Source organism: Mycobacterium sp., from assembly GCF_965230835.1.
Taxonomy (GTDB): Bacteria; Actinomycetota; Actinomycetes; order Mycobacteriales; family Mycobacteriaceae; genus Mycobacterium.
On record NZ_CBDDLW010000002.1, the window covers coordinates 599,437 to 625,908 of the forward strand.

The 26,472-nt window shown below is 62.3% G+C and carries 20 protein-coding genes and 4 pseudogenes; 8 read left to right on the forward strand and 16 right to left on the reverse strand.

The window, feature by feature from the left end:
* Positions 1-18: 18 nt before the first annotated feature.
* Positions 19-2,202 carry an LGFP repeat-containing protein gene (locus ACO07W_RS03180; protein ID WP_421840730.1) on the reverse strand — a complete coding sequence of 728 codons (2,184 nt, stop codon included), beginning with the start codon at positions 2,200-2,202 and terminating at the stop codon, positions 19-21.
* Between the two features lie 467 nt (positions 2,203-2,669).
* Here ACO07W_RS03180 and ACO07W_RS03185 point away from each other — a divergent pair.
* A pseudogene (locus ACO07W_RS03185) lies at positions 2,670-3,576 on the forward strand (IS3 family transposase); the annotation flags it as partial.
* Between the two features lie 31 nt (positions 3,577-3,607).
* Here the strand turns inward: ACO07W_RS03185 and ACO07W_RS03190 are convergent.
* Complete coding sequence (locus tag ACO07W_RS03190; RefSeq protein WP_421840732.1) at positions 3,608-4,246, reverse strand: class I SAM-dependent methyltransferase; 639 nt, start codon at positions 4,244-4,246, stop codon at positions 3,608-3,610.
* A 461-nt stretch (positions 4,247-4,707) separates the two neighbouring features.
* On the opposite strand from ACO07W_RS03190, the gene ACO07W_RS03195 reads away from it, so the two are divergent.
* On the forward strand, positions 4,708-5,373 hold the full coding sequence (locus ACO07W_RS03195; RefSeq protein WP_421840734.1) for a TetR/AcrR family transcriptional regulator: 666 nt from the start codon (positions 4,708-4,710) through the stop codon (positions 5,371-5,373).
* A 496-nt stretch (positions 5,374-5,869) separates the two neighbouring features.
* Here ACO07W_RS03195 and ACO07W_RS03200 read toward each other — a convergent pair.
* From ACO07W_RS03200 to ACO07W_RS03210, 3 genes are all read right to left on the reverse strand, one after another.
* Positions 5,870-7,014, reverse strand: a protein-coding gene (locus ACO07W_RS03200) for an IS3 family transposase (RefSeq protein ID WP_421840069.1) whose coding sequence is annotated in 2 segments (ribosomal slippage) — positions 5,870-6,747 and positions 6,747-7,014 — 1,146 coding nt in all. Because the reading frame shifts where the segments join, the coding sequence is not laid out codon by codon here.
* Between the two features lie 461 nt (positions 7,015-7,475).
* On the reverse strand, positions 7,476-7,904 hold the full coding sequence (locus tag ACO07W_RS03205) for an acyl-CoA thioesterase (protein WP_421840736.1): 429 nt from the start codon (positions 7,902-7,904) through the stop codon (positions 7,476-7,478).
* Positions 7,905-8,126: 222 nt separating this feature from the next.
* On the reverse strand, positions 8,127-8,267 hold the full coding sequence (locus ACO07W_RS03210) for a hypothetical protein (protein WP_421840738.1): 141 nt from the start codon (positions 8,265-8,267) through the stop codon (positions 8,127-8,129).
* A 98-nt stretch (positions 8,268-8,365) separates the two neighbouring features.
* Between ACO07W_RS03210 and ACO07W_RS03215 the strand changes: the two genes are divergently transcribed.
* The 3 genes and pseudogenes from ACO07W_RS03215 to ACO07W_RS03225 all read left to right on the forward strand — a co-directional run.
* Entirely contained in the window at positions 8,366-9,196 is an 831-nt protein-coding gene (locus ACO07W_RS03215) for a hypothetical protein (RefSeq protein ID WP_421840740.1), read from the forward strand.
* A gap of 836 nt (positions 9,197-10,032) precedes the next feature.
* A pseudogene (locus tag ACO07W_RS03220) lies at positions 10,033-10,299 on the forward strand (PE family protein); the annotation flags it as partial.
* A gap of 234 nt (positions 10,300-10,533) precedes the next feature.
* A pseudogene (locus tag ACO07W_RS03225) lies at positions 10,534-10,797 on the forward strand (PE-PPE domain-containing protein); the annotation flags it as partial.
* Positions 10,798-10,859: 62 nt separating this feature from the next.
* Here ACO07W_RS03225 and ACO07W_RS03230 read toward each other — a convergent pair.
* Positions 10,860-12,134: an IS256 family transposase gene (locus ACO07W_RS03230; RefSeq protein WP_421840071.1), complete on the reverse strand. Its 1,275-nt coding sequence runs from the start codon at positions 12,132-12,134 to the stop codon at positions 10,860-10,862.
* Positions 12,135-12,249: 115 nt separating this feature from the next.
* Here ACO07W_RS03230 and ACO07W_RS03235 point away from each other — a divergent pair.
* A pseudogene (locus ACO07W_RS03235) lies at positions 12,250-13,182 on the forward strand (PE-PPE domain-containing protein); the annotation flags it as partial.
* A 183-nt stretch (positions 13,183-13,365) separates the two neighbouring features.
* Here the strand turns inward: ACO07W_RS03235 and ACO07W_RS03240 are convergent.
* The 6 genes from ACO07W_RS03240 to ACO07W_RS03265 all read right to left on the reverse strand — a co-directional run bounded on the left by ACO07W_RS03240 (position 13,366) and on the right by ACO07W_RS03265 (position 19,902).
* On the reverse strand, positions 13,366-14,526 hold the full coding sequence (locus tag ACO07W_RS03240) for an acyl-CoA dehydrogenase family protein (protein ID WP_421840742.1): 1,161 nt from the start codon (positions 14,524-14,526) through the stop codon (positions 13,366-13,368).
* A gap of 150 nt (positions 14,527-14,676) precedes the next feature.
* Entirely contained in the window at positions 14,677-16,161 is a 1,485-nt protein-coding gene (hflX, locus tag ACO07W_RS03245) for a GTPase HflX (protein ID WP_421840744.1), read from the reverse strand.
* Positions 16,162-16,246: 85 nt separating this feature from the next.
* Positions 16,247-17,116 (reverse strand): diaminopimelate epimerase, encoded by an 870-nt coding sequence (gene dapF / locus ACO07W_RS03250; protein ID WP_421840746.1) that lies wholly within the window; start codon positions 17,114-17,116, stop codon positions 16,247-16,249.
* Between the two features lie 4 nt (positions 17,117-17,120).
* Complete coding sequence (gene miaA / locus ACO07W_RS03255; protein ID WP_421840748.1) at positions 17,121-18,116, reverse strand: tRNA (adenosine(37)-N6)-dimethylallyltransferase MiaA; 996 nt, start codon at positions 18,114-18,116, stop codon at positions 17,121-17,123.
* A 37-nt stretch (positions 18,117-18,153) separates the two neighbouring features.
* Positions 18,154-18,849 (reverse strand): hypothetical protein, encoded by a 696-nt coding sequence (locus ACO07W_RS03260; protein ID WP_421840750.1) that lies wholly within the window; start codon positions 18,847-18,849, stop codon positions 18,154-18,156.
* Between the two features lie 30 nt (positions 18,850-18,879).
* Positions 18,880-19,902 carry a DMT family transporter gene (locus ACO07W_RS03265; protein ID WP_421840752.1) on the reverse strand — a complete coding sequence of 341 codons (1,023 nt, stop codon included), beginning with the start codon at positions 19,900-19,902 and terminating at the stop codon, positions 18,880-18,882.
* A gap of 419 nt (positions 19,903-20,321) precedes the next feature.
* Here ACO07W_RS03265 and ACO07W_RS03270 point away from each other — a divergent pair, with 419 nt between their 5' ends.
* The gene (locus ACO07W_RS03270; RefSeq protein ID WP_421840754.1) at positions 20,322-21,674 is read left to right on the forward strand and encodes a DUF349 domain-containing protein; all 1,353 of its coding nucleotides are present in this window, start codon (positions 20,322-20,324) and stop codon (positions 21,672-21,674) included.
* Here the strand turns inward: ACO07W_RS03270 and ACO07W_RS03275 are convergent.
* From ACO07W_RS03275 to recA, 4 genes are all read right to left on the reverse strand, one after another.
* Positions 21,671-22,327: a hypothetical protein gene (locus ACO07W_RS03275; RefSeq protein WP_421840756.1), complete on the reverse strand. Its 657-nt coding sequence runs from the start codon at positions 22,325-22,327 to the stop codon at positions 21,671-21,673. The two genes, ACO07W_RS03270 and ACO07W_RS03275, sit on opposite strands and share 4 nt — an antisense overlap.
* Positions 22,328-22,348: 21 nt before the next feature.
* A complete protein-coding gene (gene miaB / locus ACO07W_RS03280; RefSeq protein WP_421845786.1) occupies positions 22,349-23,914 on the reverse strand; it encodes a tRNA (N6-isopentenyl adenosine(37)-C2)-methylthiotransferase MiaB in 1,566 nt (521 codons plus the stop codon).
* Between the two features lie 85 nt (positions 23,915-23,999).
* On the reverse strand, positions 24,000-24,521 hold the full coding sequence (gene recX, locus ACO07W_RS03285) for a recombination regulator RecX (RefSeq protein WP_421840758.1): 522 nt from the start codon (positions 24,519-24,521) through the stop codon (positions 24,000-24,002).
* Positions 24,487-25,527 carry a recombinase RecA gene (gene recA / locus ACO07W_RS03290; RefSeq protein ID WP_421840760.1) on the reverse strand — a complete coding sequence of 347 codons (1,041 nt, stop codon included), beginning with the start codon at positions 25,525-25,527 and terminating at the stop codon, positions 24,487-24,489. The genes recX and recA overlap by 35 nt, the downstream gene beginning before the upstream one ends.
* A 268-nt stretch (positions 25,528-25,795) precedes the next feature.
* Between recA and ACO07W_RS03295 the strand changes: the two genes are divergently transcribed.
* Entirely contained in the window at positions 25,796-26,452 is a 657-nt protein-coding gene (locus ACO07W_RS03295) for a (2Fe-2S)-binding protein (RefSeq protein WP_421840762.1), read from the forward strand.
* Positions 26,453-26,472: the final 20 nt, after the last annotated feature.

Below are 26,472 nucleotides of genomic sequence, written 5' to 3' on the forward strand. Positions count from 1 at the left end.
CCCTGCCACCGGCGGCGTCTAATCCGCCTTGACGAAGCCGTTCGCTTGTGCGGCTTCTTCGCTGGCGAACCAGATTTCGGCGAGTGTGTCGTGGTAGAGGGCGCCGCCGGGCGTGTAATACAAGCCGAAACGAGTACTGGCCTTGATCGGGTAGCCGCTCGGCGCTTGATATGGGTCGTCCAGCGGCAGATGGATCGTCGGTCGCGCCGCTCGCCCTTGTCCCCTCCCGGCCGCAGGCGCTTGGGCCTCGTCCAGCTCCTCGTCCGGTCCGTATCCGCCGCCGGGAGCCACAATCGAATGTCGCCCGGTGTCGACATCAGCGGCGCCGCTGCCAGCATCCCGTTGTTCGGCGCCCGGAAAGAAGGTTTCCGAAAACGGCGCGCCCACATCATAGGCGTCCGGAGCCGCCCCCTCGGGAACCGCCGCGTCCGCAAAATAGGCGTCCCGCCCGAAGGCTTCCGTGCCCACCGATTCAGAAATGCTGCGTTCGCGCGCAAGAACGTCGGAAATGTCGGCATACGTCACGACAGGCGTGGGTGTGGTGTCCGCCTCGTCAGCGTCGTCCTCCTCGAACTCGAATTCCTCATCGGCCTCCGGCAGCAGATCACTAAAGTAATCACCACCGCGGTGGGCATATTCGCCCGAACCGGTGGCAGCCGCGGCTCCGCGAGGCCAGTTGACCCGCGATACGGGTCCGACATCTCGCTCCGAACGCTTCGGCGGATACGGGTCATCGAATCCGAAAGGCTCGGGGTCCACATCGGTGTCAACGTGCGGCCAATCACCGCCCGCGGTCACGTTGTAGCGGGCATCGTGGTCGTATTTGTTGGCATATCCAGCAATCTCCTTGCCGGCGCGGCGCCGCCGCAATCGAAACACCAACAACAGGAGCATCACGATCACCAGCGCAGCTCCGCCGGCAGCCACCAACCACCACCGATGCCAGGTGAATTTCTTGGCCTGCGACGGGGCCGCCGAACTACTGGGTTGGTCCTGGCCCGGCACCTGCAGCCCGGACAGCGACGGCGCCAGCTTGGCCGGATCGGTGCTGAACGTATTGTTCGCACGGTCCCAAGAGATCGTCCCTTCGCTGAACTTCTGCGAGACAATGTCGCCGTCAGCAGTTTGGTCGCCCACCGGCGCGCCGAGCTCCCCCGTGGGGCCGCCAAGCTTGTCCCACGCAACCTTCATAGCCCCGCGCACAACAAACGCACCATGGTCGGGAGTCCAAAAAATTACCGGTTCGCCGGCCGCCGAAAACACGACGATGCGGCTGGCAGGCGTGAGACCGCCGTCTTTCTCGTTGGCAACTGGGAAACCCAGATCGCTACTGGCCGGCCCACCCAATGACTCGTACTTGGCCAGGATTTCACTCTCAACGGCATTCGCCCCTGTTGCCGGCGTGAAAAACACCTTGCCGCCGTCGAAGTCTTGGGCGATACCATCACCGCCGACCGGATACTGGTCCCCCTTCTTCGCGCCCAGCGGACCGGCGCTTCCCCCCGCGGCACGCCAGGCCATGGCGATCGCTGCGGCGGGATCGACTTCGACTCGCAGATCACCAAGTTGGTCGCCCAGTCCCTGCGGTTCTGTGGTGAATTCGCCAGATTTTCTGTTCCAAGAGACTTCGCCACCACTGAATTTCTGCGAAGTGACGTCGCCATCGTAGGTTTCGTCCCCCACCGGAACACCGAGGACACCGCCCGAACTGCCGAGTTTGTCCCACGCCGCGTTGATGGGGCCACGCACGACGAACGCACCATGTTCGGATGTCCAATAGATCACCGGGTGGTCGCTGGCCGAGAAGGTACTTACTCGACTGTCGGGTCCGGCAAGGCCGGTGACCTCGTTGATTGTCGGAAAACCGAGGTCGCTGCCGGCTGGCCCACCCAACGCTTCGTACTTCTCCAGGATCGGACCGTATATCGATCTGGCGCCCGTGGCCGTCGTGTACAGCATCTTGCCGTCGTCGAAGTCCTGGGCGAATCCCTCGCCGATCGGGTAGACATCACCGACCTTGGCGCCGAGCGGCGAACTTGTGCCGCCAGCGGCCTTCCACTCGGCGGTGATAGCGGCTTCGGCCTCACTCGCCGGGGACGCCGACGCAGCCGGTGCCAGCAATACCGCGGCGGCCGCGATGGTCGCCAAGCTGAGCAGCGTACGTCCTACCACCTTGCTCAATTGACCTCTCTGCGCATTCACCAAGCCTCCCAGCCGATGCCCTGCCCAACCCGCGACGCGGTGGATCCGCCGCTGGCGGGCCGTCCCCAGCTACGGTCCATATTGTTGTCGGGCTCGCATTACTTTGCTACAGCGAACGACAATTGCGAAGTCTAATCGCAAATATTGCGAAACCGGTTCTCAGCCGATGTCCAAATGATGCCGTACCGCACCAACGCCGCGACGTGCCACGCGCCAACACACAGCTCTAGGAGACTACGAGGGCGTTCAGCGGTTCGGCGGACGGGTACCAGGCCTGCGCCTTGATCCGCTCGGTCACGAAACCGAGCTGCGCGAAACGCGCGTCGCCGATCTGAGCGGCACGCTGCTAGCCGCACTCGCGAACCGCCAGTTTTACACCTGGTGGTTGACCCGTAATCGTAGATGCGGCTTGAGGTTCCAGCAGCCGGCGATGATTCGGCCACCTGTGCCACGTCTGAGACTGAGCCGGGATGAAGGCGAGCGACGCGAAACGGCTCAAAGAGCTTGAGGCGGAGAACGCCCGGCTCAAGAAGCTGGTCGCCAACCAGGCCCTCGACATTGACATGCTGCGCGAGTTGTCGGCGGGAAACTGCTGACCCCGGACCGTAAGCGCCGCGCCGTGACGGCGTTGCGTGAGCGGTTCGGGGTCTCTAAACGCCGAGCCTGCATGGTCGTTGGCATCCACCGCTCCACGATGCGTCGAAGACCGTCACCGATGTGCAGCAAGGGAACTGAGCTGCGCGCCTGACTGCGCCGATTCTCCCTCGAACGGCCTCGGTGGGGGTGGCAACGAGCGGCCAAGATGGCGCGGCGAGCCGGCTGGAAAGTCAACGATAAGCGTATACGCCGTATGTGGCGTGAGGAGGGCCTGCGGGTGCCGCAGCGGCGCAGGAAGAAGCGTTTGATCGGTGTTGGTGCCGCTGTGGGGGCGATGTCGCCGACTCGTCCGAACACGACCGCTGATGGCCGAACCATCAAGATGTTGAACGTGATCGACGAGTTCACCCGCGAAGCGCTGGCGATCGCCGTGGATCGCTCCATCGACGCCGACGGTGTCGTAGAGGTCGTCGACCGCCTCGCCCGCGAGCGAGGCGCGCCGAGCTACGTACACTTCGACCACGGTCCCGAATTCGTGGCCCGGGCTGTCAACGATTGGTGCCGGTTTACCGGTGTCGACTCGAGTCATTTAACGGCCGTCTACGCGACGAACTGCTCAACGCGTGGCACTTCGACTCGCTGCTCGAAGCCCGCGCGATCATCGAAGACTGACGCCACGACTACAACACCAACAGGCCCCACTCTGCCCACGACCAACTCACTGCAGCCGAATTCGCCCAACGATGGCCTACGACCCGCCAACCTGACGCTGCATAGCAGCCGGATCGCCGAAACTCGATGGAGCGGATTACCCCCGCTTTGCTACCACAAAATAGCTAGATGCTCCTCTATATATTTTGTCAGTGTCAATAATCTGAAAATTCACATTTTTAATTAAATCGTCCAGCTCGGAGCTTTCTAACCTTCTTATAGGGATAGGGATTATTCCAATTTTGCTCAATATCCGGAACGCCTGTATTTGGATACCAACTGAAAGTGATAGCTTATCTCGCAAGCAGGGTGTCACCGAAATAATCAGGCCCCCAGGCTTCAGTAGCCCATGTATTCTTTGCAGAACCTTCTGGGGATTAGGCACTGTGTGCAACACATTGAAAGCTAGAATCGCATCGAATGTTTCTTCCTGGTACCTCTCATCGAAGATATCGGCTTGCACAAAACTCACATTCTTGACGCCACGAGCAGCTGCTTTAGCTTTCGCTAATGCAATCATTTTAGATGAGATATCGATGGAATGGATCTCCGTAACCTCACTGGCAAGCTCACAAGATGTGGTGCCTGTTCCGCATCCATAATCCAAAATAACGTCGCTAACCTTGAGATGCTTTCTGGCGTTCTCCCTGCTTTTGCTATGAATATACTCGAATCGTTCCTCGGTTTTATCGTACTTCTTTGCGGAATTATCCCAGAACTCTTCCGATTTATCCATTTCCCTAGTTCCCTCTCGCAATTATTAGAGCGCCCACCAATCGTATGGTTGTGCGCCTTGTCCTGGCGTTGCGGACGTGGGCCTCGCGGTTATGCCGCTTTCGGCTGCGTTGCGGGTGTGTGGTTGTCCTTGCGTCATTGGCGGGGCCGGCTTGATGCCGTGGGGTCGATCTCTGCGCGACGTCAGCCCCGCGACAGCTACGAGCGGGTTTATGGCCAGCAGAATCCACACACGGTTAAGCACGTTCATCGACAGCCGCCCCCGCCGAACCGTGAAGCGAGTTCGACGCTCAGCAGCGCTGTCCGGTCGGCGCTCCGCGCTCTGGGGTCGACCTATCCCAATGTGGTCTGTCCTTCCACTCAGGGTTCGCCTCGGGCCAATCGTCGGACCAGATTCAGAGCAAACCTAAGACACTAAGTGGATAGAGTCAATCCACTTAGTTCGCTCACTACACTGCGGATGTGGATTCTGAGCGAGCTGCGGTACGACCGCTACGCAGAGATGCCGCGCACAACCGACAGCGCATCGTCGACGCAGCACGCGATCTTTTTGCCATGCGTGGGCTCGAGGCCAGTCACAATGAAGTGGCCCATCACGCCGGTGTCGGTGTAGGCACTGTCTACCGGCGTTTTCCGACCAAGGAATCTCTTGTAGATGCCATCTTCGAGGATGGGATCGACGAGATCACCGCGCTTGGTCGTTGCGCCTTGAACAAGCCCGACTCGTGGCTGGGCTTGGCGTACTTCGTCGAAGAGATGTGCCAACTCACGGCACGGGATCAAGGACTTCGCGAAGCCGTGTTCAGTCGCGAATACGGCGGGGATCGGGTCGAGGCGGCGCGCGTACGGCTGTACCCCATGGTCGCCGAAGTCGTGGAGAGAGCTCGGGCCGACGGCTATCTGCGCGCGGACATCAATGACAGCGACCTGGCACTGATGTCGATCATCGCCGGCGCGGTCAACGAGTTCGCGGGCGATATCCGCCCCGATTTGTGGCGGCGCTACGTGACGATCTTCCTGGACGGGATGCGCGCAGATGGCGATCAGGCCCTACTGCCGGTTGAGGCCCTCAGCGCCGATCAACATGACGCTGCGATGCGGAGTTGGAATCCCCGCGCACACAGTTAACTGCCTGACTCGCCCAAGTGCCCCGCTCATCCCACATGCACGCCGCAAGCAAGCATTCCTACACACGGAACGTGAGTTGTGGCTTGCTTCTGGAGTGTCGGATCGGCACCCGAGCGCCCGACACCACAGCGAATAACGTCCCCCTCTAAAACTTCGCTCGCAGCGGCAATCTGGGTGATCGTCGCACCGTCGGTGTCCCGGAACTGCGCGACCGCATCACGGCTGACTTACCGGGAAATATTTCCTTGCCTTCGCGTTGGATCAACTCGCTTTCCCCGGGAAACTCCCAGGATTGAAGGCGTCCAACGCACGGGGTTAACCTCCCTGCGACCACCCTCAGCTGACGGAATCAACACCTAATGATCCCCCTGCTCGGGCAATTCTGTTAACGGCCGCACCGCTACTCCCAAGGCGGCGTTGGCCTACAGAAGGCTGTGGCTGGTCCCCGATATCGGGTCCACCTGGAATTAGAGCCAGGTTGTTGTTGATCTGGATTTTAGTTGATGTCGCAGGCTATGGGGTGATGGGTGTGGCTGCATTGGGCAGCGTATTCGGCCGGAGTGCGATAACCCAGCGATGAGTGGCGGTGGCGGTGGTTGTGCTCGTGTTTGAAATCGCTGATCACCACCTTGGCTTCGAGCAGGTCAGTCCAGTAGTTGCGGTTCAGACACTCCTTTCGTAAGCGGCTGTTAAAGGATTCAATGTAGGGGTTTTTCCAGGGCTGACCTGGGGGGATATAGGTCAGCCCGACTTTTCCGTCGCAAAACTGCTGCAACGCTTGAGAAATCAGCTCCGGCCCGTTGTCCATGCGCAGCACCGTGGGCGGACCCCCGGCAGTGGTGAACACTCGCTCGAGCTCGTCGACCAGCGCCTCGGCGGTGATGGAGCGTGCGGTCATGTCCAGCAGCGACTCGCGAGTGTGCTCATCGAGCATCGAGGCGATCTTGACCGACCTGCCGTCGATAGTGGAGTCAAACTGAAAATCCAGCGCCCACACCACCTTGGGGGCATCGGCGATGATCGGCGGCACTGAGGGCACACCACCACGTTTGCGTGGGGAGCGGACGGCGACTTGCAGTCCCTCTTGGCGCCACAGCCGGTGGATCTTCTTCTTGTTGACCTGGTGATGCTCGTCGTAGCGCAACGCCGACCACGCACGGCGAAACCCGTGACAGGGGTGTTTGCGGGCGTAGGAACGCAGCCAGGCCCGCAGATCGGCATCCGGGTCCGCCGGGGTCTGGTCGATACGGACACGTCGGTAGGTTGAGCGGGCCAGCCCAACCGCTTGGCACGCCAACCGTTCTGAGATGCCCTTGACTTCTGTGAGCATGTCCACGGCGCGGCGTTTGGCGGCTGGGCTCAAAATTTTCCCTTGGCCACCTCACGTAGGGCGTCTTTGACGAGCTCGGCCTCGGCCAACAGCCGTTTGAGCCGCCCGTTTTGCTCGCGCAGTTCCTTGAGCTCGCGGGCCGCATCGAGATCCATTCCCCCGTAGGCTCGGCGCCAGTTGTACAGGGTGGCCGCCGATACCCCCAGCTCGGCAGCGATCTGCTCACCGGAGCTGCCGCCGGCGGCCAGCTCATCAGCTCGGCGCAGCTTGCGCACAATGTCTTCGGCGGCATACCTCTTACGACCAGCCATTTCCTTGTCCCTTCCAGCCCACGTTTAGGGCCACGAGACTCTAAAACAAGCTGGACTCATTCACGGGGAACACGCCAGCTGCGAGCCACCAAACCAGCCGCATACCCCATGGACCACAAAACAGGTCCCCCTCAGCTGCACCATGCTGATCGCGGTGATCGCCTAGTCGTGCGCTGAGTCGACTGGTGGCATACAGGGCCCCAGCGCGGTCAGGTTGGTACGCAAGTGGGTCAGCACGAGACGCAGTCCGATGGCAACGTCCGCGCCCGGATGTACCCGACTGCCGGCGATCTCAAGCGGGCAATCGCTGCAAGCACTCCACGCGGTATTGGTGTTCGGTTAATCTGTTGAGCACCAGCCAGGTTCGGTACCGCCAAATCGGCGAGTCAGCTTCAGCCGCCTCCCTACCAGATCCCCACGCGCCATCAGATATACCGATCCTGCGGCTTGGGGTGGACTGATCACAAACGGGTTAGCTTCTCGCGAAAGTCTGCGGGTGACTCGCGCAGACTGCCCGCCTCTGGGTCATAGTGCAGGTGTGCCGTTTTGGCCAATGCAATCAATCGCTCCGACCGCGCCTCACTAACGCGATAAACGATATCGCAGCCGTAGCGATGAAAATCCTGTGCGGCCATCTCAATCAGTAGCCGCTCCCGATACCGCGCTTCAGATTTATAGATGACCGCCAAATCAGCGTTGATCATGGTGGCACCCCCTTCGGAATACTCTGGCACCCCTCTGGCAGTCATGAATTGCACTCGGGCCTCGTTGAGGAAGGCAACCAAGCTGTCGTTTCCTAGATGATCACCGCGGTTGATGTGGGAAAGCATGATCGGCAGCTCAACCCGATATTGAAACCGCTCGGGTATATCGATAATCACTCTGGCCATCTACACCTCCCTGCCGAGACATCGCGGCAAAAATCCTCGACCAAAACCGCGAACCTTCTTCCTAAGTCGGCACTGCGGCCGCAACCATGGCCAGTGCGGACGCATTGCCGGCAGTGTAGATCTGCTGCCCGACGTAACGTCGGCTGCCGGCCGTGCGAGCCATCAGGCCGAACATAGCGGTACTGGATTCGACGCGGCAGCTTGATCAATTTCGCGGCCCCCTCAGCGCTGCGGGCGAGTCGTGCCGTAGAGCTTCCAGGCGGCCGGCCGCCTATCGCCACCGGCTTGAGAGACCGCGACCACGAGCTGCCCAACAACCTCCGCGCCAACAACCGCGTAGAACACCGGCGCCGCGCAGGTCATACCCGTAATTGCTCTTGCCCCTGTTGGATTCACCACTCAACGCCTAACCTGGTTATCCGAAATACCGTGAATTGGATGAGAACGGACGCCAGGTACGGATGACCACCGACGCGCCTCAGACGGAACCAGACCCTGGGATTAGCGCGGCAGAACTCGCACATAAGTCCGGCCTGCGCGAACATCTGGTGCAGCTCTTCATACCGGCCGACACTTCCGGTTCAGTTCCGGTGTACCGCGCCGGCGCCGTACCACTGGCCAAATACGTCAAACGGCTCACCGACATAGGCACTCCCACGTCGGCGATTGAGGCTGCTGTCAACGAGCTGCACAATAATCCTGGCGCGCTGCTACAGATCAGCCTGGCCGCACGCGAGGCCCCTAGCCGCCGCAGCCGGAGATTTTCCATCTCCGGCGTTGCCGCGGCAGTAGCACTAATCGTTGCCGGAGTGATCGGTGGCCTCATTGGCGCAGCCAGCGGCGACTCCTCACCGCCTGCGGCTGCGCCGCCGACGGTGACCATGCCGGTTACCGTGACCGCGAAGGCACCACCGATCGACGTGAGCGTGCCTAAGCTGGCGGATCCCGTGTGCGCCAAATGGGCTCCTATCAACAAGAAGTATCGGGCCAAGTTGTCGGCTTGGCTTAAAACTGACTCTCGTGTTCCAGCAAAACGGTGGTCTCCGGAGCAACGCGCCGTCACGCTGGCTGTGGTGCCGGTGTTAAATTCTGAAGCGAAGGATCTCGCCGTGCTTGCTGATAAGGCATCGGATCCGGTGCTGAAGGTGGTGCTGCGGGTCCAAGCGAAGTACATTTCGTTGTTCGCGTCGCGGCTTCCGAAATACGCACCCGCCGATCGGCGACTTTGGCAGGCGGGAATCGATTTCGGCAACGCCGTCAACAGCCGGTGCTATGCGATGGCGCCGCGATAGCTTGCCCGAATCGGCAAGACGGTGCTGTTGCCCACGCAAAGCGCTGCCGGTACGCAGTGAGCCCGCCGGCGATCCGCTCACTGCGAGCGGGCAGGCGCGCCGCAAGAAATCAAGAAACACAGTCACGGTCGACCAGATGCATGTCCACCAGGTTGACCGTGAACACAACATCCCGATAGCGCCTGCCACCACCGAAAGCTGGTCGACGAACGTGGGGCGGCAGGATCGCTGTAAGCACAACGTCCATGTCACCAATCGTTGCTGCCGCCGCTCGGCCAGCTCTGCGGTATCGATGCGGACACCGTCTGCACAAACGCGGTAGGTGTCGTGAAACAGCGACATTTCCCGGGCCGCTTCCTCAACGTCGTCGGGCCCACGGCAGTCGGGGCAGCCGAAAACCCGGTAATCCTCGCGTCGCGACGTGATCAATTCGTGGCAATTTCGGCTCGTTACCTGCCGCAAAGGACCGCCATGCGTAGATTGCCAGAAGTCACTGCGGGAGGTCATTCCGCGCCAAACCCCGGTCGTCGCTCCCCGATATCAAGCCCAGCGGCACGTAGAACCTGGTTGTTGTTTATTTGAATTCGTCTGATTCCACAGGCTTTGAGATATTGCATCCCCCACCGTGTCTGTCTGCGTTGTTTCTGCACCCCCACCCGAGCACACCGGATTCATTCGCAATGAAACCCATGCCGGTAAGGAAAAGAGTTGTCAAAATCGCCAGACAAGCGTGCACGTCCCGTTCTACTCTGGCGGGAGTCGCCTTGCTCGTTGCGGGGTCGCGAACCTCCTCGTTTTCACCAGGGCGGGCGCCGATCGTCGAGAAGGGTTGGCCGATGTCATATTTGGTTGCTGAACCACAGATCATGGCGGCGGTTGCCGCGGACGTGGCGGCCATCGGCTCAGGAATCCGCGCCGCCAATGCCGCCGCTGCGGGTTCGACATCGGGCCTGCTGGCTGCGGCTGGCGATGACGTATCGGCGGCAATCGCGAACCTGTTCGGCGCATACGGCCAGCAGTACCAGGCCGTCGGGACACAGCTTTCGGCGTTTCACAACGACTTCCACCAGGCACTGACCGCCGCCGCTACCGCCTATACCCAGGCCGAAGCCGCCAGCGTCGCCACCCTTCAAAGGATGCTCGAGGCACCCGCGGTCACACCCGCCGCAGCGGCGGTGCCGAGTGCGGCAGCCGTGATTCCGCCATTCCCAGCAAACCCTCTGTCGATACTCATGACCGGCACCGGAACCGCGATACCAACACAGTCATTCATGGCTAAAGCCAATGAACTGTATATCCGGTCGACAAGCCTCACCCCGCCAATAGGTCTAGTCACCCCTGAGGAGCTGTATCCGCTCACCGGCGTCAAAAGCTTGACCCTAAACAAGTCAGTGGCCGAAGGATTAGCCATCCTCGACAACGCGCTTTACGAACAAATCGCTGTCAACGGGGAATCAGTGACCGTTTTCGGCATTTCACAAAGCGCCGTCATCGCCTCGCTGGAAATGCAGAACCTCGCCGCAGGGACGTCCGCATTTGGCGCGAGTCCGCCCGACGCTACTCAACTCAACTTCATTCTGACCGGCAATGAGATGAACCCGAATGGGGGGTGGCGTCTTAGGACTGGTGTAAAAACGCTGGGCGCATGTTCCTGGTGGTCATGTTACGCGGCGGTGGTGTCGGTCGTGGTTGTTGTGGTGGGGGGATGCAGTGGGCGGGGTGGCTCGAGCAGTTGGTGGCGTAGTTCTTGGAGGTGGCGGCTGGTCGCTGATGTTTGGGTGACTCCGCGCCAGCCGCGGCTGGCGCGGTCGAGGACGGCCCATACCAGCGACAGACAGCTGGTTTCGCCGGGTAGGCGGCCGATGACCTTGACCCGGCGACGGGATTCTCCGAAGGTGCGTTCGATGAGGTTGGAATGGCGGATGCGTGTCCAGTGTTGGCGGGGGAAGCGCAAATGCACGCTCAGCGAGGCGAAGTCGTTGGCCAGGCAAGCGACCGCGGCTGGGTAGAGCCCGCGGTATGTGGTGGTGAACTCCTCGGCGCGGCGGGTGGCTTCATCCACGGCCTGCTGGCCGGGTGGCTGGTCAATGTCATCGAAGATCGACCAGAACGCGGCTTTGATCTCGTCCTGGACCGCGACAGGTGTCTTGGCGATGACGTTACGGCAGCGATGGATCAGACACCGCTGACGCAGGCTTGCCGGAAACGTGGTCTCCCATGCGGCGATCAGGCCCGGCGCCCCGTCGGAGATGCCCAGTAGCGGCGGGCGTAGTCCCCGGTTCCTCAGGTCAGCCAAGAAGTCGGCCCACGCATCAGCCGACTCCGCTGCGGCTGGGGCCAGCCCAATAAACAGGGGCTTGCCGTCGGTGCAGATGCCCCAGGCGGCCAGCACCGGCTCGGCCGGGGCGTTGGGATGCATCCGAAAGTTCGAGGCATCCAAGAACAGGTAGTCCAACACCAGCTCATCAAGGCGTCGAGACGACCACGCAGCGAACTCGTCTTTGATGGCCGCACAAATCCGGCTCACCGTCGAGCGCGACAACGCCGCCTGCGAGCCCAGCACCTCGGCCAACGCGGCCTCGATGTCGCGATCCGACAAACCGCGCACCCATCCCGAAATCACCAACGCCTCCAGAGCGTGGGTGCGCGTCACCCCGGCACCGAATAGCCGCGAACAGAACCGCTCGTCGGTGTCGCGTAGTTTCGGGCGGCATAATTCGACCGAGCCCATCGTGGTCTTCACCGTCGCCGGCGGTTGATACCCATTGCGGTACCCGCCCGGGCCGTCCTGAACCCGACGCTGGTGACGGGCTCGGCCCAACACTGCTTCTACCTCGGCCTCCACGGCGACCTGAAACACCAGACGCACCGATAACCGCCCGACCTCCTCCAAAATCTCGGTCAACGGCCGCTCGGTCGCGGCGAACAACTGATCCATCTCAACACGCACACGCTCAATCGGCGATACTCGCTTGGTCACGGGCGTAGCCCCTCCTTCATAGCTTTCGTCGGTTGCGACGGAACCTACGCCCGTGACCATTTACACCAGCGATGAGACGCGACCGAATGGGGGTATGCTCTCGCGTTTCCCGGACCTGTCTGCCCCGAGTCTGGGGATGACGTTCTACGGCGGGACTCATTCAGACACGATCTACCCGACGGCCATCTACACCCTCGAGTACGACGGTTTTGCCGACTTCCCACGGTACCCACTTAATTTCATCGCTGATCTCAACGCGGTGATGGGAATCGTCTACGTCCACTCCCAGTATTTTGAGTTGACCCCAGCACAGATCGATAGCGCTATTGAATTGCCGACCTCTCCGGGATATTCCGGAAACACCACCTACTACATCATCGAGACCGAGAATCTACCGCTGCTGGAACCGGTGCGCGCGATTCCCGTCATCGGCAACCCGATAGCCAACCTGCTCCAACCACCGTTGGAGGTCATCGTTAACTTGGGCTATGGCGACCCGGAATTCGGCTACTCGACAAGTCCGGCTGACGTGACAACGCCGTTCGGTTTGTTCCCGGATGTCAGCCCGGTCACCGTCTTCAACGCGCTGGCTGATGCCACCCAAGAAGGAATCCAAGACTTCACCGCTGACATTCACGCCTTGCAGGCGAACCCGCCAACGCTCCTGCCATCGTTCGAGTCTGTGCAATCGGCGAATTTCATGACAATGGCGGCGGCTGCCCCGACACCGATTGAGGTTGTCAACACACTGACACAGATCACCGCGAACACCTATGCCCTGCTGCTTCCGACCGCAGACATCGGACTTGCCCTCGTCACTACCTTGCCCGCCTACGGCGTGAGCCTGTTCGTGGACCAACTCGTGCAGGGAAACCTCATCAACGCGATCGGTTTGCCGGTCGCGGCCAGCGTGGGCTTGGCCACGATATCGGGCGGGATTTACGCCCTCGTCCTGCTGAGCACCCTCCAAAGCAACATCAGCGCTATCGAGAGCCTCCTTGTCTAGCTCCAACGCCGTCGAGTGATTTCCCCGGCTCTGCGCCGGTTGGTCCGGCAGCTTCGGCCATCCCGATCACCTCGTCCATGCGTGTTCAGATAGATCAGCGGTCCACACGCGCCTCTGCCAGGACCACACTCAGATCCCGGTCCGCTGACCGTTCGTTTTAGCTGCCAACGGCCAGCGGGATATCTAGACTCCCAGACCGCGGCCGATGATCTCCTTCATAATCTCGGTCGTGCCGCCGTAAATCGTTTGCACCCTCGAATCGAGATAGGCCCGAGCTACCGGGTATTCGCGCATGTAGCCGTACCCGCCGTGCAGTTGCAGGCAACGGTCGATCAGATAGACCTGCTTCTCAGTGGAATACCACTTGGCCATCGCGGCCTGCTCAACAGTTAGCTTCCCCTCCAGATGCAGCGCGATGAACTCATCGACCATGATGCGCACCATCGTTGCCTCGGTCGCTAACTCAGCCAGCAGGAAACGGCTGTTCTGAAAGTTGCCGATCGGCCTACCAAAAGCTTTACGCTCCTTGGTGTACTGCAACGTCTGCTCCAGCACCGCTTCCATCCCGGCGGCCGCCATGACGGCGATAGAGATCCGTTCCTGCGGTAGATTCTGCATTAGGTAAACGAACCCCAAACCCTCTTCACCAAGCAGGTTTTCGGCTGGAACCACTACATCGGTAAAGGACAACTCCGCAGTGTCTTGCGCGTCCAGTCCGATCTTGTCCAGATGCCGGCCACGTTCGAATCCGTCCATACCGCGCTCAACAACAAGCAAACTGAACCCGTGCGCGCCTTTCTCAGGATCGGTCTGCGCCACCACAATCACCAGGTCGGAATTGATGCCGTTTGTGATGAATGTCTTCGATCCGTTGAGCAGGTAGTGATCGCCCTGCTTAACCGCGCGGGTCTTGATGCCCTGCAAGTCGCTACCGGTTCCCGGCTCGGTCATCGCGATCGCGGTGATCAGCTCCCCCGTGCAAAACTTGGGTAGCCAACGCCGCTTCTGTTCGTCGTTGGTCAGCGCAAGGAGATACGGGGCAACGATATCGTTGTGCAGGCCGAAGCCAATCCCGCTGTACCGCCCGGCGGAGGTTTCCTCGGTGACGATCGTGTTGTACCGGAAGTCACTGTTACCCCCGCCGCCGTACTCCTCGGGGACCGCCATGCCGAGAAACCCCTGTTTACCGGCTTCGAGCCACACCCCGCGGTCGACGATCTTGGCCTTTTCCCATTCGTCGTGATGCGGCGCAACGTGGCGGTCAAGAAAGCCACGGTAAGACTCGCGAAACAGTTCATGCTCAGCTTCGAACAGAGTGCGTTGGTATTTGACGGAACTGCCCATGCGTTCGGCCTCCGGTTGTGCGATGAGAAGAACTCCTCCGCCAACATATCAACCGGACGGTTGGTCGGCTCATTCTGGGGAGATCGCAGCGCTGAGTCCGCTTGGGCGAAGCCGGCATTGCGTACTTGCGTTGCGCTGTTAGCGGTAGGGCTATCCGCGCGGAACGGACGTTGAAGAAAAGTCCCGCAGTCTGGCGGCCAGCGCCACCGGAACCCGCGCCTTGATCCAGGTGCCGTCAGAGATGTGTTCAGATTGCTGAACTCGCCCGTGCGCACGCACACGGGCCACAAGGTCGCCGCGGTTGTACGGGATCACCACGTCCACGGCCGTGTCAGTGGGAACCGCGAGCTCGGTCATCCGCCGCCGCAACGCGTCAACACCATCCCCGGTTCGCGCCGAGACGAACACCGCCCCCGGCAGAGCGTTGCGGAGCTTGGCCAGCATCAGATCGCTGGCAACATCGATTTTGTTTACCACCAGCAACTCTGGCGCCGACTTCCCGTGATGGTCGGCGATAACCTCGGAAATCACCTGGCGAACCGCGTCAATCTGAGCTAGCGGATTGGTGTCGGAAGCGTCGACAACATGCACCAGCAGATCCGCGTCGACAACCTCTTCCAACGTGGAGCGGAATGCCTCGACCAGTTGGGTGGGCAGATGCCGCACAAAGCCGACAGTGTCAGTGAGCACACACGGTCCAGCTCTACCCGAACCAGGGTCAAACTCCACGCGGCGGGTTGTGGGTTCCAACGTGGCGAACAACGCGTCCTCCACCAGCACCCCGGCACCGGTCAGCGCGTTGAGCAGGCTGGACTTGCCCGCGTTGGTGTAGCCAACAATCACAATCGACAAAAGTTCACTGTCCCGCCGGCGCCTACGCTGGGTATCTCGCACCTTTTTCATGGCCTTGATATCGCGTCGAAGCTTGGCCATCCGCTCTCGAATACGGCGCCGATCGGTCTCGATCTTGGTTTCACCAGGACCGCGCAAGCCCACCCCTCCGCCGCTACCGCCGGCGCGACCACCGGCCTGCCGCGACATCGATTCCCCCCAGCCACGGAGCCGCGGCAGCATGTACTCCATCTGAGCAAGCTCTACCTGGGCTTTGCCCTCACGGCTGGTGGCGTGCTGAGCGAAGATGTCGAGGATCAGCGCGGTGCGATCGATGACTTTGACCTTGACCGCCTTTTCCAACGCGGTCAATTGCGCCGGGGACAGTTCGCCGTCGCAGATGACAGTGTCGGCTCCGGTTGCAACCACCACTTCGCGAAGTTCAGCCGTCTTGCCCGAGCCGATATAGGTGGACGGATCGGGCCGGTCGCGCCGCTGGATGAGCCCTTCGAGTACCTGCGAGCCGGCAGTCTCAGCCAGCGCCGAAAGTTCAGCCAGGCTCGCTTGATTGTCCGCCGCGCTGCCCTCGGTCCACACCCCGACCAACACCACCCGCTCCAGCCGCAGCTGGCGGTACTCGACCTCGGAGACATCGGCCAGTTCGGTCGACAGTCCGGCGACTCGGCGCAGTGCCCAGCGGTCGTCAAGAGCCAGCTCACCTGCACTCGGCGCAGGGGCGGACCGCCCCGCTGACGATTCGGCGGAGTCTGAAGGGCGCCCACGGGGCGAGTCTGGATATGTCATGGCTGGCATCCGATCGTGGCACGCCGCCAGCGGTCGCGCATCCGAATATTCGGCCGCCATAGGCGCGTCCACGTCCACGCTGGAATCACGTCAGCGCGTTCCACCAGTCATCGGCGACTTCGCCACGAGCGACCAGCACAGACGGACCGCGCAAGAAGCTGGTGGCAGCGGTGACGGTGACCACAACATCGCCGCCAGGCACATGCACGGTGAGCGTGCCGGTCTCGGCACCTGTGTGCGCCAGCCCGGCGACGGCCGCCGCCACCGTTCCGGTGCCGCATGAGCGGGTTTCGCCCACACCACGCTCATGAACACGCATCCGAACCGCACCGCCGGCCGGTACCGTCAGCACCTCGATATTGACGCCCTCGGGAAACTGGGCGCAGTCGAAACCCACTGGCTCTGAAAAGTTCAGTGCGCCAAGTTCATCGATGCCCAGTTGCGGGTCAACGCAGGCCAGGTGCGGGTTTCCTACGTCGACCGCCAACCCCCGGAAACGCCGTCCCCCGACCACTGCCTCCCCGGCACCCAGCTGGTTGGCCTTGCCCATATCGACAGTGACATCGGCCTCGGTCGCGTCGACATGGTGCAGCGTGACCAGCCGCGGGCCCGCGACCGAACCGACCACAAACTCCCCGCGACTCTCCAACCCACAAGCACGCAAGTAGTGAGCAAACACTCGCACGCCGTTCCCGCACATCTGCGCGGTCGAGCCGTCGGCGTTGCGGTAGTCCATGTACCAGTCGTCTCGGCTGACACCGTCAGGCAGGCGGTCGAGTACACCGGCCGCCACAGCCGCACCCGCTGTAGTAACACGCAGCAACCCGTCAGCACCGAGCCCGCGGCGCCGGTCGCACAGCGCGGCCACGCGGGCAGCGGTGACCGCCAACTCAGCCTCGACATCAAGCAGCAGCACGAAGTCGTTTTCGGTACCGTGCCCTTTGGCGAAGATCACCAGTTCAGGGTACGCGTCCAGGCGAGCGCCGCCGCCATATCCGCAAGGCGCTGTCCACAGCACGAGCGCGTTCGGCCGCTCCGGGTGAGGCTGCCGTCGCGCTGACATCCAGCCACTGCACCCGGTGATCCCGGCGAAACCAGGACCGCTGCCTTCGCACATACCGCCGAGTACCCCGATAGGTCCGCTCTACCGCTTCGCCCAGCGCTTGTTCCGTTAGGACAACTCCTCCGCCGGTTCGCAGACCGGCATCGAACGCCGCAATCACCTGCGCGTAACCCAGAGCACGTGACGCGGTGACCCCGTCGCGCAGACCCACACCCAGCAGCGCGCGGACCTCGTCAACCAGACCGTGGTCGAACATCAGCTGAGTACGCGCCGCCAGTCGCTGATCGAGAACTGTTGTTTGACAATCTAATCCAACAATTGCGGTGTCCCACCGAGCGGCACCGATCTGCGGCGCGGACGCGGCGAACGGCTTTCCAGTGAGTTCGACCACCTCTAGCGCGCGAACGGTGCGCCGACCGTCGGTGGGCAGGATCGCGGCCGCCGCGGCCGGATCACGGCGAGCCAGTTCGGCATGCAGACCACCTGCTCCAACTTCGGCGAGCCGCTGCTCCCACCGCGCGCGCACACCGGGATCGGTCGCCGGAAACGACCATTCGTCGAGCAGCGACTGGAGGTAGAGCATCGACCCCCCCACCATGACCGGCACCGCTCCGCGGGCCGCGATGGCCTCAACGTCGGCGGCTGCCGACCGCTGAAACCGGGCCACGGTTGACGTTTCGGTGACATCGAGAACATCGAGTTGATGATGTGGGATACCGCGACGCTGCGCGACGGGCAGTTTGGCGGTCCCGAGGTCCATGCCGCGATACAGCTGCATCGCGTCAGCATTCACAATCTCGGCACCAACTTCGCCACTGAGTCGCTCAACAACGTCGAGAGCCAGTTGCGACTTGCCGGTACCCGTCGGACCGATAACAGCCAGGGGTCTCATGGCCCGGCTTTCTCGGCTGTGCCCATGAACCCCGCCCTCACGGCTGCCACACGCCGGCGAAGTACCCCACACCATAGGGCGCCCCGCGGTAGAACTCTTTGGCCGATCGCGGCCCGGACTGGGTCAATCCCGCCAACACCTGAAAGGCCACCCGTCCACAAACTTCTGCGGGCAGCTCAGTCAGCGCGGATACATTGCCGCCTGCCAACGCGTCGTCAACAGCCAGTTGCACATCAAGACTGCCGGGGTCGTAGCCGCCGGGCGCGGCCGGTGTCAGCGTGTGTACCCCGTCGGCGACGACGAGCACCCCGATCGGATCGGGTCGCTGGTCGATCTCGGCGCGCAGCTCGCCGCCCCGAGCCAGTGCGATGCCGGGATCGTGGCTCGCCGCATAGACACGAACCTGCGCGCTGGCCTCCGGTTGAGCCTGCCCGCGCAGCCAGGCAGCCACCAGCGCACACAACGGCAGTTCGGCTGGGGACGCACACCCATGGCCGGCCTGCGGCGCGAGCTGAACCCGCAAATCGACGCCAAAGCCTGCAAATGTGCCAACGCAGTCTGGGCCCACTGCGTCGTCCGCACTCCCCGTTCCAACGACGATCCAAAACGGTGGCAATGAGGCTGCGGCCGTGATTGCCGCCGCTCCCAGATCGGCAACCTCGGCCGCCGCCGATCCGGCAAGTTCAGGAACGAGAACCGGAGCAGACGGAACAATCGCAATGGCGCTCAGCACGTCACCAAACTAGCGCCTCTGCAGGCCGAATCACCGGTTGGATGCAGCACCGTGCGACGAGGCCGAGCGTCCCGCGTTGCCCTTAGAGCTACCCGGGCGGTCTTGTTCATCGGCACTATCGAAACCAGGTCCCTCGGCTGCCGACGCTAGATGGTGACCGCCGTCGCGGGGACCGCATCCCCCATCGGCCGACTCTTCAGCCACCATCTCCGCCTCGCCTCGGGCCAGAGCCACAGTGGCGACGACCATGAGCACTACCGCCAATGCCACCACAACCCGGCCGGGCCGCGTGGTGTCGAATGTCTCGCCGAGCACCACCATGCCAAGCATCCCGCCGATCAATGGCTTGGCCACGACAGATGTTGGCAGTGAGGCGGTAAGCGAACCGGCACGGAACGACGATTGTTGAAAGATCATTCCGCCCAGTGCGGCAACTATCCACGCGTAGAACTCCAGCGCACGAAACAACGCACCCGCACCGTCGTCGACCAGTTCGACAACCGCCTTGGTCAAAACGGCGAATAGTGCCAGCGAGCAGCCCGCGACCACCGCCAACAGCACGGCGGCCACCGACCCTTGCCAGATCCGCGCGGCCAACACGCAAAGCACCATTATTGGCCCCATGACCAGCGCTACCACCAGCCACGTTGCTAGTGAACCCCGCGAGACACCGGCATCCGGGTCACCCACTGCGATAACCACTGCCAGCGAGCCGGCCAATAGTGCCGCCCAGGTCCACTCCCAGCGGGTCACCCGGCTGCGCATCACGTGTGCGTAGATAGGCAGTGCAAACAGCAGTGCCGTTACCTGCAGCCCGGTCACCAACATCACCGAGCCCAGGGCCAAGGCCGCAGTCTGCAGTATGTAGTTCGCGAGCGCCCCGCCGCCACCCAACCACCATCGAACATCGCGCAGCGACAGCCAGAAAAGCGCGAGGTGCCCGACCTCCTCATCGGTGATTTCCTGCGCGGAGCGCTGCCGAACCACATTCCCGATCGCAGATGCCAAAGCCGCAAAAAGAGCAAGAACACCGGCAATTTGCGAATTCGTCATCGGCGACCTCCTCCCCGCGTCTGGCCCGCGAACCACTATCACCATCGGGCATCCACTACCCGGTTACCGAATGTTTCCACCAAGGGTCACATAATTTTGGCTGCGTGCGGTCGCGGATTCAGCAAACCCATGCGCAACACCTAAATTAAGAAACCGCGCAAGAACCGATAAAGGAAGTGGTCAAGAACCGGCGACAGCCCTGGTCTCCGGTGGCGGCTACAGATTGCTCAGACCGCTGACGCTGGGTTACGCATCAGACGCATGCTGCGCCTTCCCAGCTGCTTCACATACTGTTGGAACTGGTCGGACGAACAGGTGACGGCGTCGGGGCCGTGCCAACGCGCCGACCGCAGAGGCGCCGCTTCGCGCGGCAGGTACGCGGGATATCGCCGTGTGAAGATGTAAGGGTAGGAGAGCGCATGACATCCGACCAACCCGGTAGCAACGAATCGACCGGGCCGCGACACCGGCCAACTCCCGGGCCGGCACCACGTCCGGGGCCGCGCCCTGGCCCGCGGCCAGCGCCAAGACCTGTCTCCCACCCGGTGGCTGCGCCCTCAACCAGCGATCCGCGCCGGTTTGGGCGGGTCGATGACGACGGCACGGTATGGCTGATTACCTCGGCCGGCGAACGCGTCATCGGCTCCTGGCAAGCCGGCGACCCCGAAGCCGCATTTACCCATTTCGGCCGGCGATTCGATGACCTGCGCACCGAAATCACGCTGATGGAGGAACGGCTGGCGTCTGGGACCGGTGATGCCCGCAAGATCAAAGCCAGTGCAATCGCCCTGTCCGAAACGCTGCCGACGGCAAGCGTGTTGGGAGACGTTGACGCTCTGGCTGGCCGGTTGACGAGCCTCCGTGAGCACGCCGAGACCATGGTGGCCTCGGATCGCTCCAAACGTGAGGAGCACCGGAACGCGCAGACTGCCCGCAAGGAAGCACTTGCCGTCGAGGCCGAGGAGTTGGCCGCCAACTCGACGCAGTGGAAGGTTTCCGGTGACCGACTGCGGGCAATCCTCGACGAATGGAAGACGATCAGCGGCCTCGACCGCAAGGTCGATGACGCACTGTGGAAACGCTACGCAGCAGCCCGAGAAACGTTCAACCGGAGGCGCGGAACGTATTTCGCGGATCTAGACCGGGAGCGGTCGGATGTCCGGCAGGCGAAAGAACAGCTCTGCAGGCGCGCCGAAGGGTTCGCAGAATCGACAGACTGGGCCGCCACCAGCGCAGAATTCCGAAAACTACTCACCGAATGGAAAGCCGCGGGACGCGCGAGCAGAGAGATTGACAATGCATTGTGGCGCCGTTTCAAAGCTGCACAGGACATATTCTTCACCGCTCGCAATGCCGCCTCGGTCGAAAAGGACGCCGAGTTGCGGGCCAACGCCGCCGCCAAAGAAGCGCTGCTGGCCGAGGCGGAAAAGATCGACATCGCCAAACACGATGCCGCCCGATCAGCCTTGCGGTCGATCGCCGAGAAGTGGGAAGCGATTGGAAAAGTGCCGCGGGAGCGGTCCGCCGAGCTAGAGCGGCGGCTGCGCGCTATCGAGAAGAAGGTGCGCGACGCCGGCGAGTCGAACTGGTCTGATCCCCAGGCGCAGGCCCGCGCGGAGCAATTCCGTGCCCGGGCCGAGCAGTTCGAACGGCAGGCCGCGAAGGCCGCCGCGGCTGGCCGGACCAAAGAAGCCGACGAGGCGAACGCGAAAGCCGAACAATGGCGGCAGTGGGCTCAGGCCGCTGCCGAAGCACTGACCCGCAAACCCTAGCGGTCGTCGGGTTTTGCCGCAGTCCCAGGATCCGAATTGTCAAGGCCATCGGGGTTACCGTTGAAGCCATCCAACAGTGTTCTGGACTGCTGCTGCGCGACGACGCGGCGACGCTGTTCCTCGGCGGCAAGTTGCACCACGGTGCGCGACCACACCACCCGGGCCCAGTGAAATGTCAACAAGATCACGGTTATCCAGGCAACGAAAAGCCCGACACCGGGACCAGGATGACCTGCGGCCACCGTCTGCCGCGACCAGACGGCCAACAGCCCGGTAGCGCTGGCCATCGCCGAACCCGCCAACGCCACCCAGGCCAACGCCCAGCGCCGGGTCATCAGCGCCAGCATCGAGAAACCCGCCCCGAACACCAGAGCCAACCAGGCGAAGACCCGCGAAGGCAGGGCTACCGCCGCCGCGCCGGCACCGTGGCTGCTGAACAGCACATCCCAACCTTGGACATTGCCGGTGTGCGGCAGCACGAACGATCCCAGCAGCACAAACACCAGGATCGCGACGACCAAAGCCCTCGCACCAGGCTCGATCTCGCGTGCAATGCGACGCTCCGCCGCTTCGATCTCAGCCCGGATATCGTCGAAATCCGCCACGCCGTACTCTCCGTTCTTGGCCGCATCGGGGCCTTGTCCGAGCGGCATTCGAAGCCACACCTACCGTGTCTATCGGCCGCACCCACCGGGTTGGACAGCCGCAACGGGCTGCTTGGCGACCGGGATTCCGAGTGCGACGCGCGGTCGCTGACCGGCCGCGTGCGCGTCGCCAGCGCGAGTGCGGCGGTGGGTCAGAATTCCGGCGTCTGCAATGAGATGGTGCGGCGCGGCGTCAGTTACCTGGACGGTGATGATGTCGCCGGGACGCACGTGCGAGTCGCCGGCTTGATGGCTTGCACTGAAATGGACCAGCCGACCGTCGCGTGCACGTCCACTCATACGCGCAGTGCTGGCATCTTTGCGTCCTTCGCCGGTGGCGACGAGTAGTTCTACTGTCTTCCCGACCACACCGAGATTCTCCTCTAGCGAGATCTGCTCCTGAACCTCGACCAGCCGCTCATAGCGTTCCTGCACGACGGCTTTTGGCAGCTGCCCGGCGTATTCAGCCGCCGGCGTTCCAGGGCGTATGGAGTACTGGAAGGTAAACGCCGCCGAAAACCGAGCTTGGCGCACCACGTCGAGGGTGGCCGCAAAATCCGTCTCGGTCTCACCAGGAAACCCCACGATCAGGTCAGTGGTGATCGCGGCATCTGGCATCGCCGCCCGCACCCGCTCGATGATCCCGAGATAACGCTCGGCACGGTAGGACCGCCGCATAGCCCGCAGGATCTGGTCCGATCCGGACTGCAGCGGCATGTGCAGCGCGGGGCAGACGTTCGGGGTCTGTGCCATCGCCTCAATGACATCATCGGTGAACTCGGCCGGATGCGGGGACGTGAAGCGGACCCGCTCCAGCCCGTCGATGCGTCCGCACTCTCTCAGCAGCTCGGCAAACGCGCCCCGATTGCGAGGCAATTCGGGGTCGGCGAACGAAACCCCGTAGGCGTTGACGTTCTGGCCCAGCAGAGTGACTTCGACCACGCCCGAATCAGCGAGGGACTGGACCTCGGCCAGAATGTCAGCCGGACTGCGATCGACCTCTTTGCCACGCAACGTCGGAACGATACAGAAAGTGCAGCTGTTGTTGCAGCCGACTGAAATGGAAACCCAAGCAGCATAAGCAGATTCGCGGGAACTCGGCAATGAGGAGGGAAACTGCTGCAACGCTTCCGCGATCTCTACCTGGGCAACCTTGTTGTGACGGGCGCGGTCGAGCAAGGTGGGCAGCGACCCGATGTTGTGAGTCCCGAAGACGACGTCGACCCACGGCGCTTTACGTAATACGGTTTCTCGATCTTTCTGGGCCAGGCAACCACCGACTGCGATTTGCATGTCGGGATTGCCGCGCTTCCGCGGAGCCAGGTGGCTGAGGTTGCCGTAGAGCTTGTTGTCGGCATTCTCACGAACAGCGCAGGTGTTAAAGACCACCACATCGGCGTCGGCTCCGGTGGCCGCGGGCCGGTAGCCGGCTGATTCGAGCAGCCCTGCTAGTCGCTCGGAATCGTGGACATTCATCTGGCAGCCGTAGGTGCGGACCTGATAGGTACGCACCGGTCCTGCCGCAGAATCGGCAGCATGCCCGGGCTGCATGGCACCGCCCACCATGCCTGCAGCTCCGGCGTCTCCGGCCACCATCGACGTCACGGAGCCATGGTACGGCGACGAGCCCGCTGGCAACCGCTCGGATCGCGCTACCTGCGGCTCGGCGGACCGTCTGCCGTTAGACGCGGCGTCGGTCCCGCTCAGCGGCAAGGGCGGCACTGACCACCTCGCAAGCCAATGTCTGGCTGTAGCCACGGCGCGCCAGCATTGCCACCAGGCGCCGGCTAACCCGCGCGTCGTCCTCGCCCAGCGCCGCCCGTCGCAACCTCGACCACACAAGCTGCTCAGCCCGCTCACGCTCGGCACCGGCATCAATCCCGTCCAGTACTGCCGCGATCACGTCGTCGCCGACACCCTTGGTCCGCAGTTCAGCAGCTAAGGTTCGTTTACTCTTTCCCGCGTTCGCACGCCGAGATTGCACCCACTGTTCGGCGAAGTCAGTGTCGTCTACCAGACCAACCGCAGCCAACCGATCCAATACGCGGTCACTGACGCTGGATGTGTAGCCGCGTTTTGCCAGCTGGCCAGACAACTCCGCCCGGGTTCGCGATCGCGCGGTGAGCAGGCGCAGGCACAGGGCCCGCGCCTGCTCTTCGCGCGCCGGCTCAGAAGTCGACGGGGGCGGGCAAGACACTGTCATCAGTCACCACTGCACCGATGCCGAGCTTTTCTTTGATCTTCTTCTCAATTTCGTTAGCTATGTCGGCGTTCCCCAGCAGGAAGTTGCGGGCATTCTCCTTACCCTGACCAAGTTGCTCGCCCTCGTAGGTGTACCAGGAACCAGACTTGCGGATGAAGCCTTGGTCCACGCCCATATCAATCAGAGACCCTTCCCTACTGATGCCCTTACCGTAGAGAATGTCGAACTCGGCCTGTTTGAACGGTGGTGAAACCTTGTTTTTGACGACCTTGACTCGTGTGCGGTTGCCAACCGCTTCGGTACCGTCCTTAAGCGTCTCGATCCGGCGCACATCCATGCGCACCGACGCGTAGAACTTCAACGCCTTTCCGCCCGTTGTTGTTTCCGGCGATCCAAACATCACGCCGATCTTCTCGCGGAGCTGATTGATGAAGATTGCCGTGGTGCCCGAGTTGTTCAGCGCACCCGTCATCTTCCGCAGCGCCTGACTCATGAGCCGGGCTTGCAGTCCGACGTGGCTGTCCCCCATCTCGCCTTCAAGTTCCGCACGCGGCACCAACGCCGCTACCGAGTCGATGACCACGATGTCGAGTGCCCCCGAGCGGATCAACATGTCGGCGATCTCGAGCGCCTGTTCACCGGTGTCTGGTTGACTGACCAACAGGGAATCGGTGTCGACACCGAGCTTCTTGGCATATTCCGGATCCAGCGCGTGCTCTGCGTCGACGAAAGCCGCCACGCCACCGGCGGCCTGGGCGTTGGCCACCGCATGCAGTGCAACGGTGGTCTTACCCGAGGACTCCGGGCCATAGATCTCCACCACACGGCCACGTGGCACACCACCGATACCCAAGGCCACATCCAGGGCGATGGACCCGGTCGGAATGACCGAAATCGGCTGACGCACCTCATCGCCGAGCCGCATCACCGAACCTTTGCCATAACTCTTCTCGATCTGGGCCATTGCCAGTTCGAGAGCCTTCTCGCGGTCAGGGACTTGCGCCATGATGCTCTCCTGTAGTCAGTGTTCGGCGACTGGGGATCGGTCGGTTGGCCGTCACACTAGGCAAGACCACCGACAAGTCGGCCCGTTCGAACAGCCATCACAGTAGCCGAACATCTGTTCGACATAAATCGGACACGCCGTTGCCCGGTGCGTGCAGGTCAATTTGCCGCGCGGCTCCAAACACAGCGGTGGCATGTGGCAGCATCAGCGAGCGAACGACCGCAGACAACCGTCCGACCAAGGAATCTCACAGAACCCGGAGAAGTACGTGAATATCTCCGAGCAACTGTCCGAGATATCGGATTATGGTGGGTTTTTCGCCCTGACCGTGGGCGGGAACGCACAAGGATGGCACCCAGTCGCCCAGTTCTACGCACGCGGCTGTGCGGACCTAATCGACACCACCGTAGCGCGCTACCGCACTACGGAGTTACGGATCGGCGCCTCTCTCGTTCAGCTCGGCCATGCCGCGCGATTATGGTCACCCGTCCTCGCCTGCGCCCTGTGTCACGGCGTTATTCCGGACTTGACCGACCTGCAACGTGCCGATGACGGGACGCAACTAAGAATTCCCGAGCCGGTCGGAGAACCCGTCGACCGCCACTCGCCGTCTCCGGACCTGCTGTACCGCGTGGTCGTACACAATCATTTGGAACCGCTCGCGGCGGGTCTGCGGGTCAAGGTGGCGCCCGGCCTGTTGTCCGGCAATATCGCCTCGGCCCTCGTCGGAGCATCCAAGGCACTGCTTTCGGTGCGACCAGACTTACGTCAAGAGATCGTCAGGATCACTCACTCCTTGTTGAGCATGGGTTGCCTGGCGGGAACCGGCATCGTGTCTGGCCCCGATCTGGCCTTCACCCGTCGCAGCTGCTGCCTTTACTACCGCACTGCCGCTGGGTCCAAGTGCGGCGATTGTGCGCTTTAGTGACTGCGGCTCCAGCCAGC

Coding starts and splice junctions, on each gene's coding strand:
- ACO07W_RS03240 (WP_421840742.1), bottom strand. CDS start 14,526: ATGGGCAGTTCCGTCAAATACCAACGCACTCTGTTCGAAGCTGAGCAT.
- ACO07W_RS03205 (WP_421840736.1), bottom strand. CDS start 7,904: ATGGCCAGAGTGATTATCGATATACCCGAGCGGTTTCAATATCGGGTT.
- ACO07W_RS03210 (WP_421840738.1), bottom strand. CDS start 8,267: ATGACCTGCGCGGCGCCGGTGTTCTACGCGGTTGTTGGCGCGGAGGTT.
- ACO07W_RS03270 (WP_421840754.1), top strand. CDS start 20,322: ATGACATCCGACCAACCCGGTAGCAACGAATCGACCGGGCCGCGACAC.
- hflX (WP_421840744.1), bottom strand. CDS start 16,161: ATGACATATCCAGACTCGCCCCGTGGGCGCCCTTCAGACTCCGCCGAA.
- ACO07W_RS03265 (WP_421840752.1), bottom strand. CDS start 19,902: ATGACGAATTCGCAAATTGCCGGTGTTCTTGCTCTTTTTGCGGCTTTG.
- recX (WP_421840758.1), bottom strand. CDS start 24,521: ATGACAGTGTCTTGCCCGCCCCCGTCGACTTCTGAGCCGGCGCGCGAA.
- recA (WP_421840760.1), bottom strand. CDS start 25,527: ATGGCGCAAGTCCCTGACCGCGAGAAGGCTCTCGAACTGGCAATGGCC.
- ACO07W_RS03215 (WP_421840740.1), top strand. CDS start 8,366: ATGACCACCGACGCGCCTCAGACGGAACCAGACCCTGGGATTAGCGCG.
- ACO07W_RS03230 (WP_421840071.1), bottom strand. CDS start 12,134: ATGGATCAGTTGTTCGCCGCGACCGAGCGGCCGTTGACCGAGATTTTG.
- ACO07W_RS03190 (WP_421840732.1), bottom strand. CDS start 4,246: ATGGATAAATCGGAAGAGTTCTGGGATAATTCCGCAAAGAAGTACGAT.
- miaB (WP_421845786.1), bottom strand. CDS start 23,914: ATGGTGGCCGGAGACGCCGGAGCTGCAGGCATGGTGGGCGGTGCCATG.
- miaA (WP_421840748.1), bottom strand. CDS start 18,116: ATGAGACCCCTGGCTGTTATCGGTCCGACGGGTACCGGCAAGTCGCAA.
- ACO07W_RS03275 (WP_421840756.1), bottom strand. CDS start 22,327: ATGCCGCTCGGACAAGGCCCCGATGCGGCCAAGAACGGAGAGTACGGC.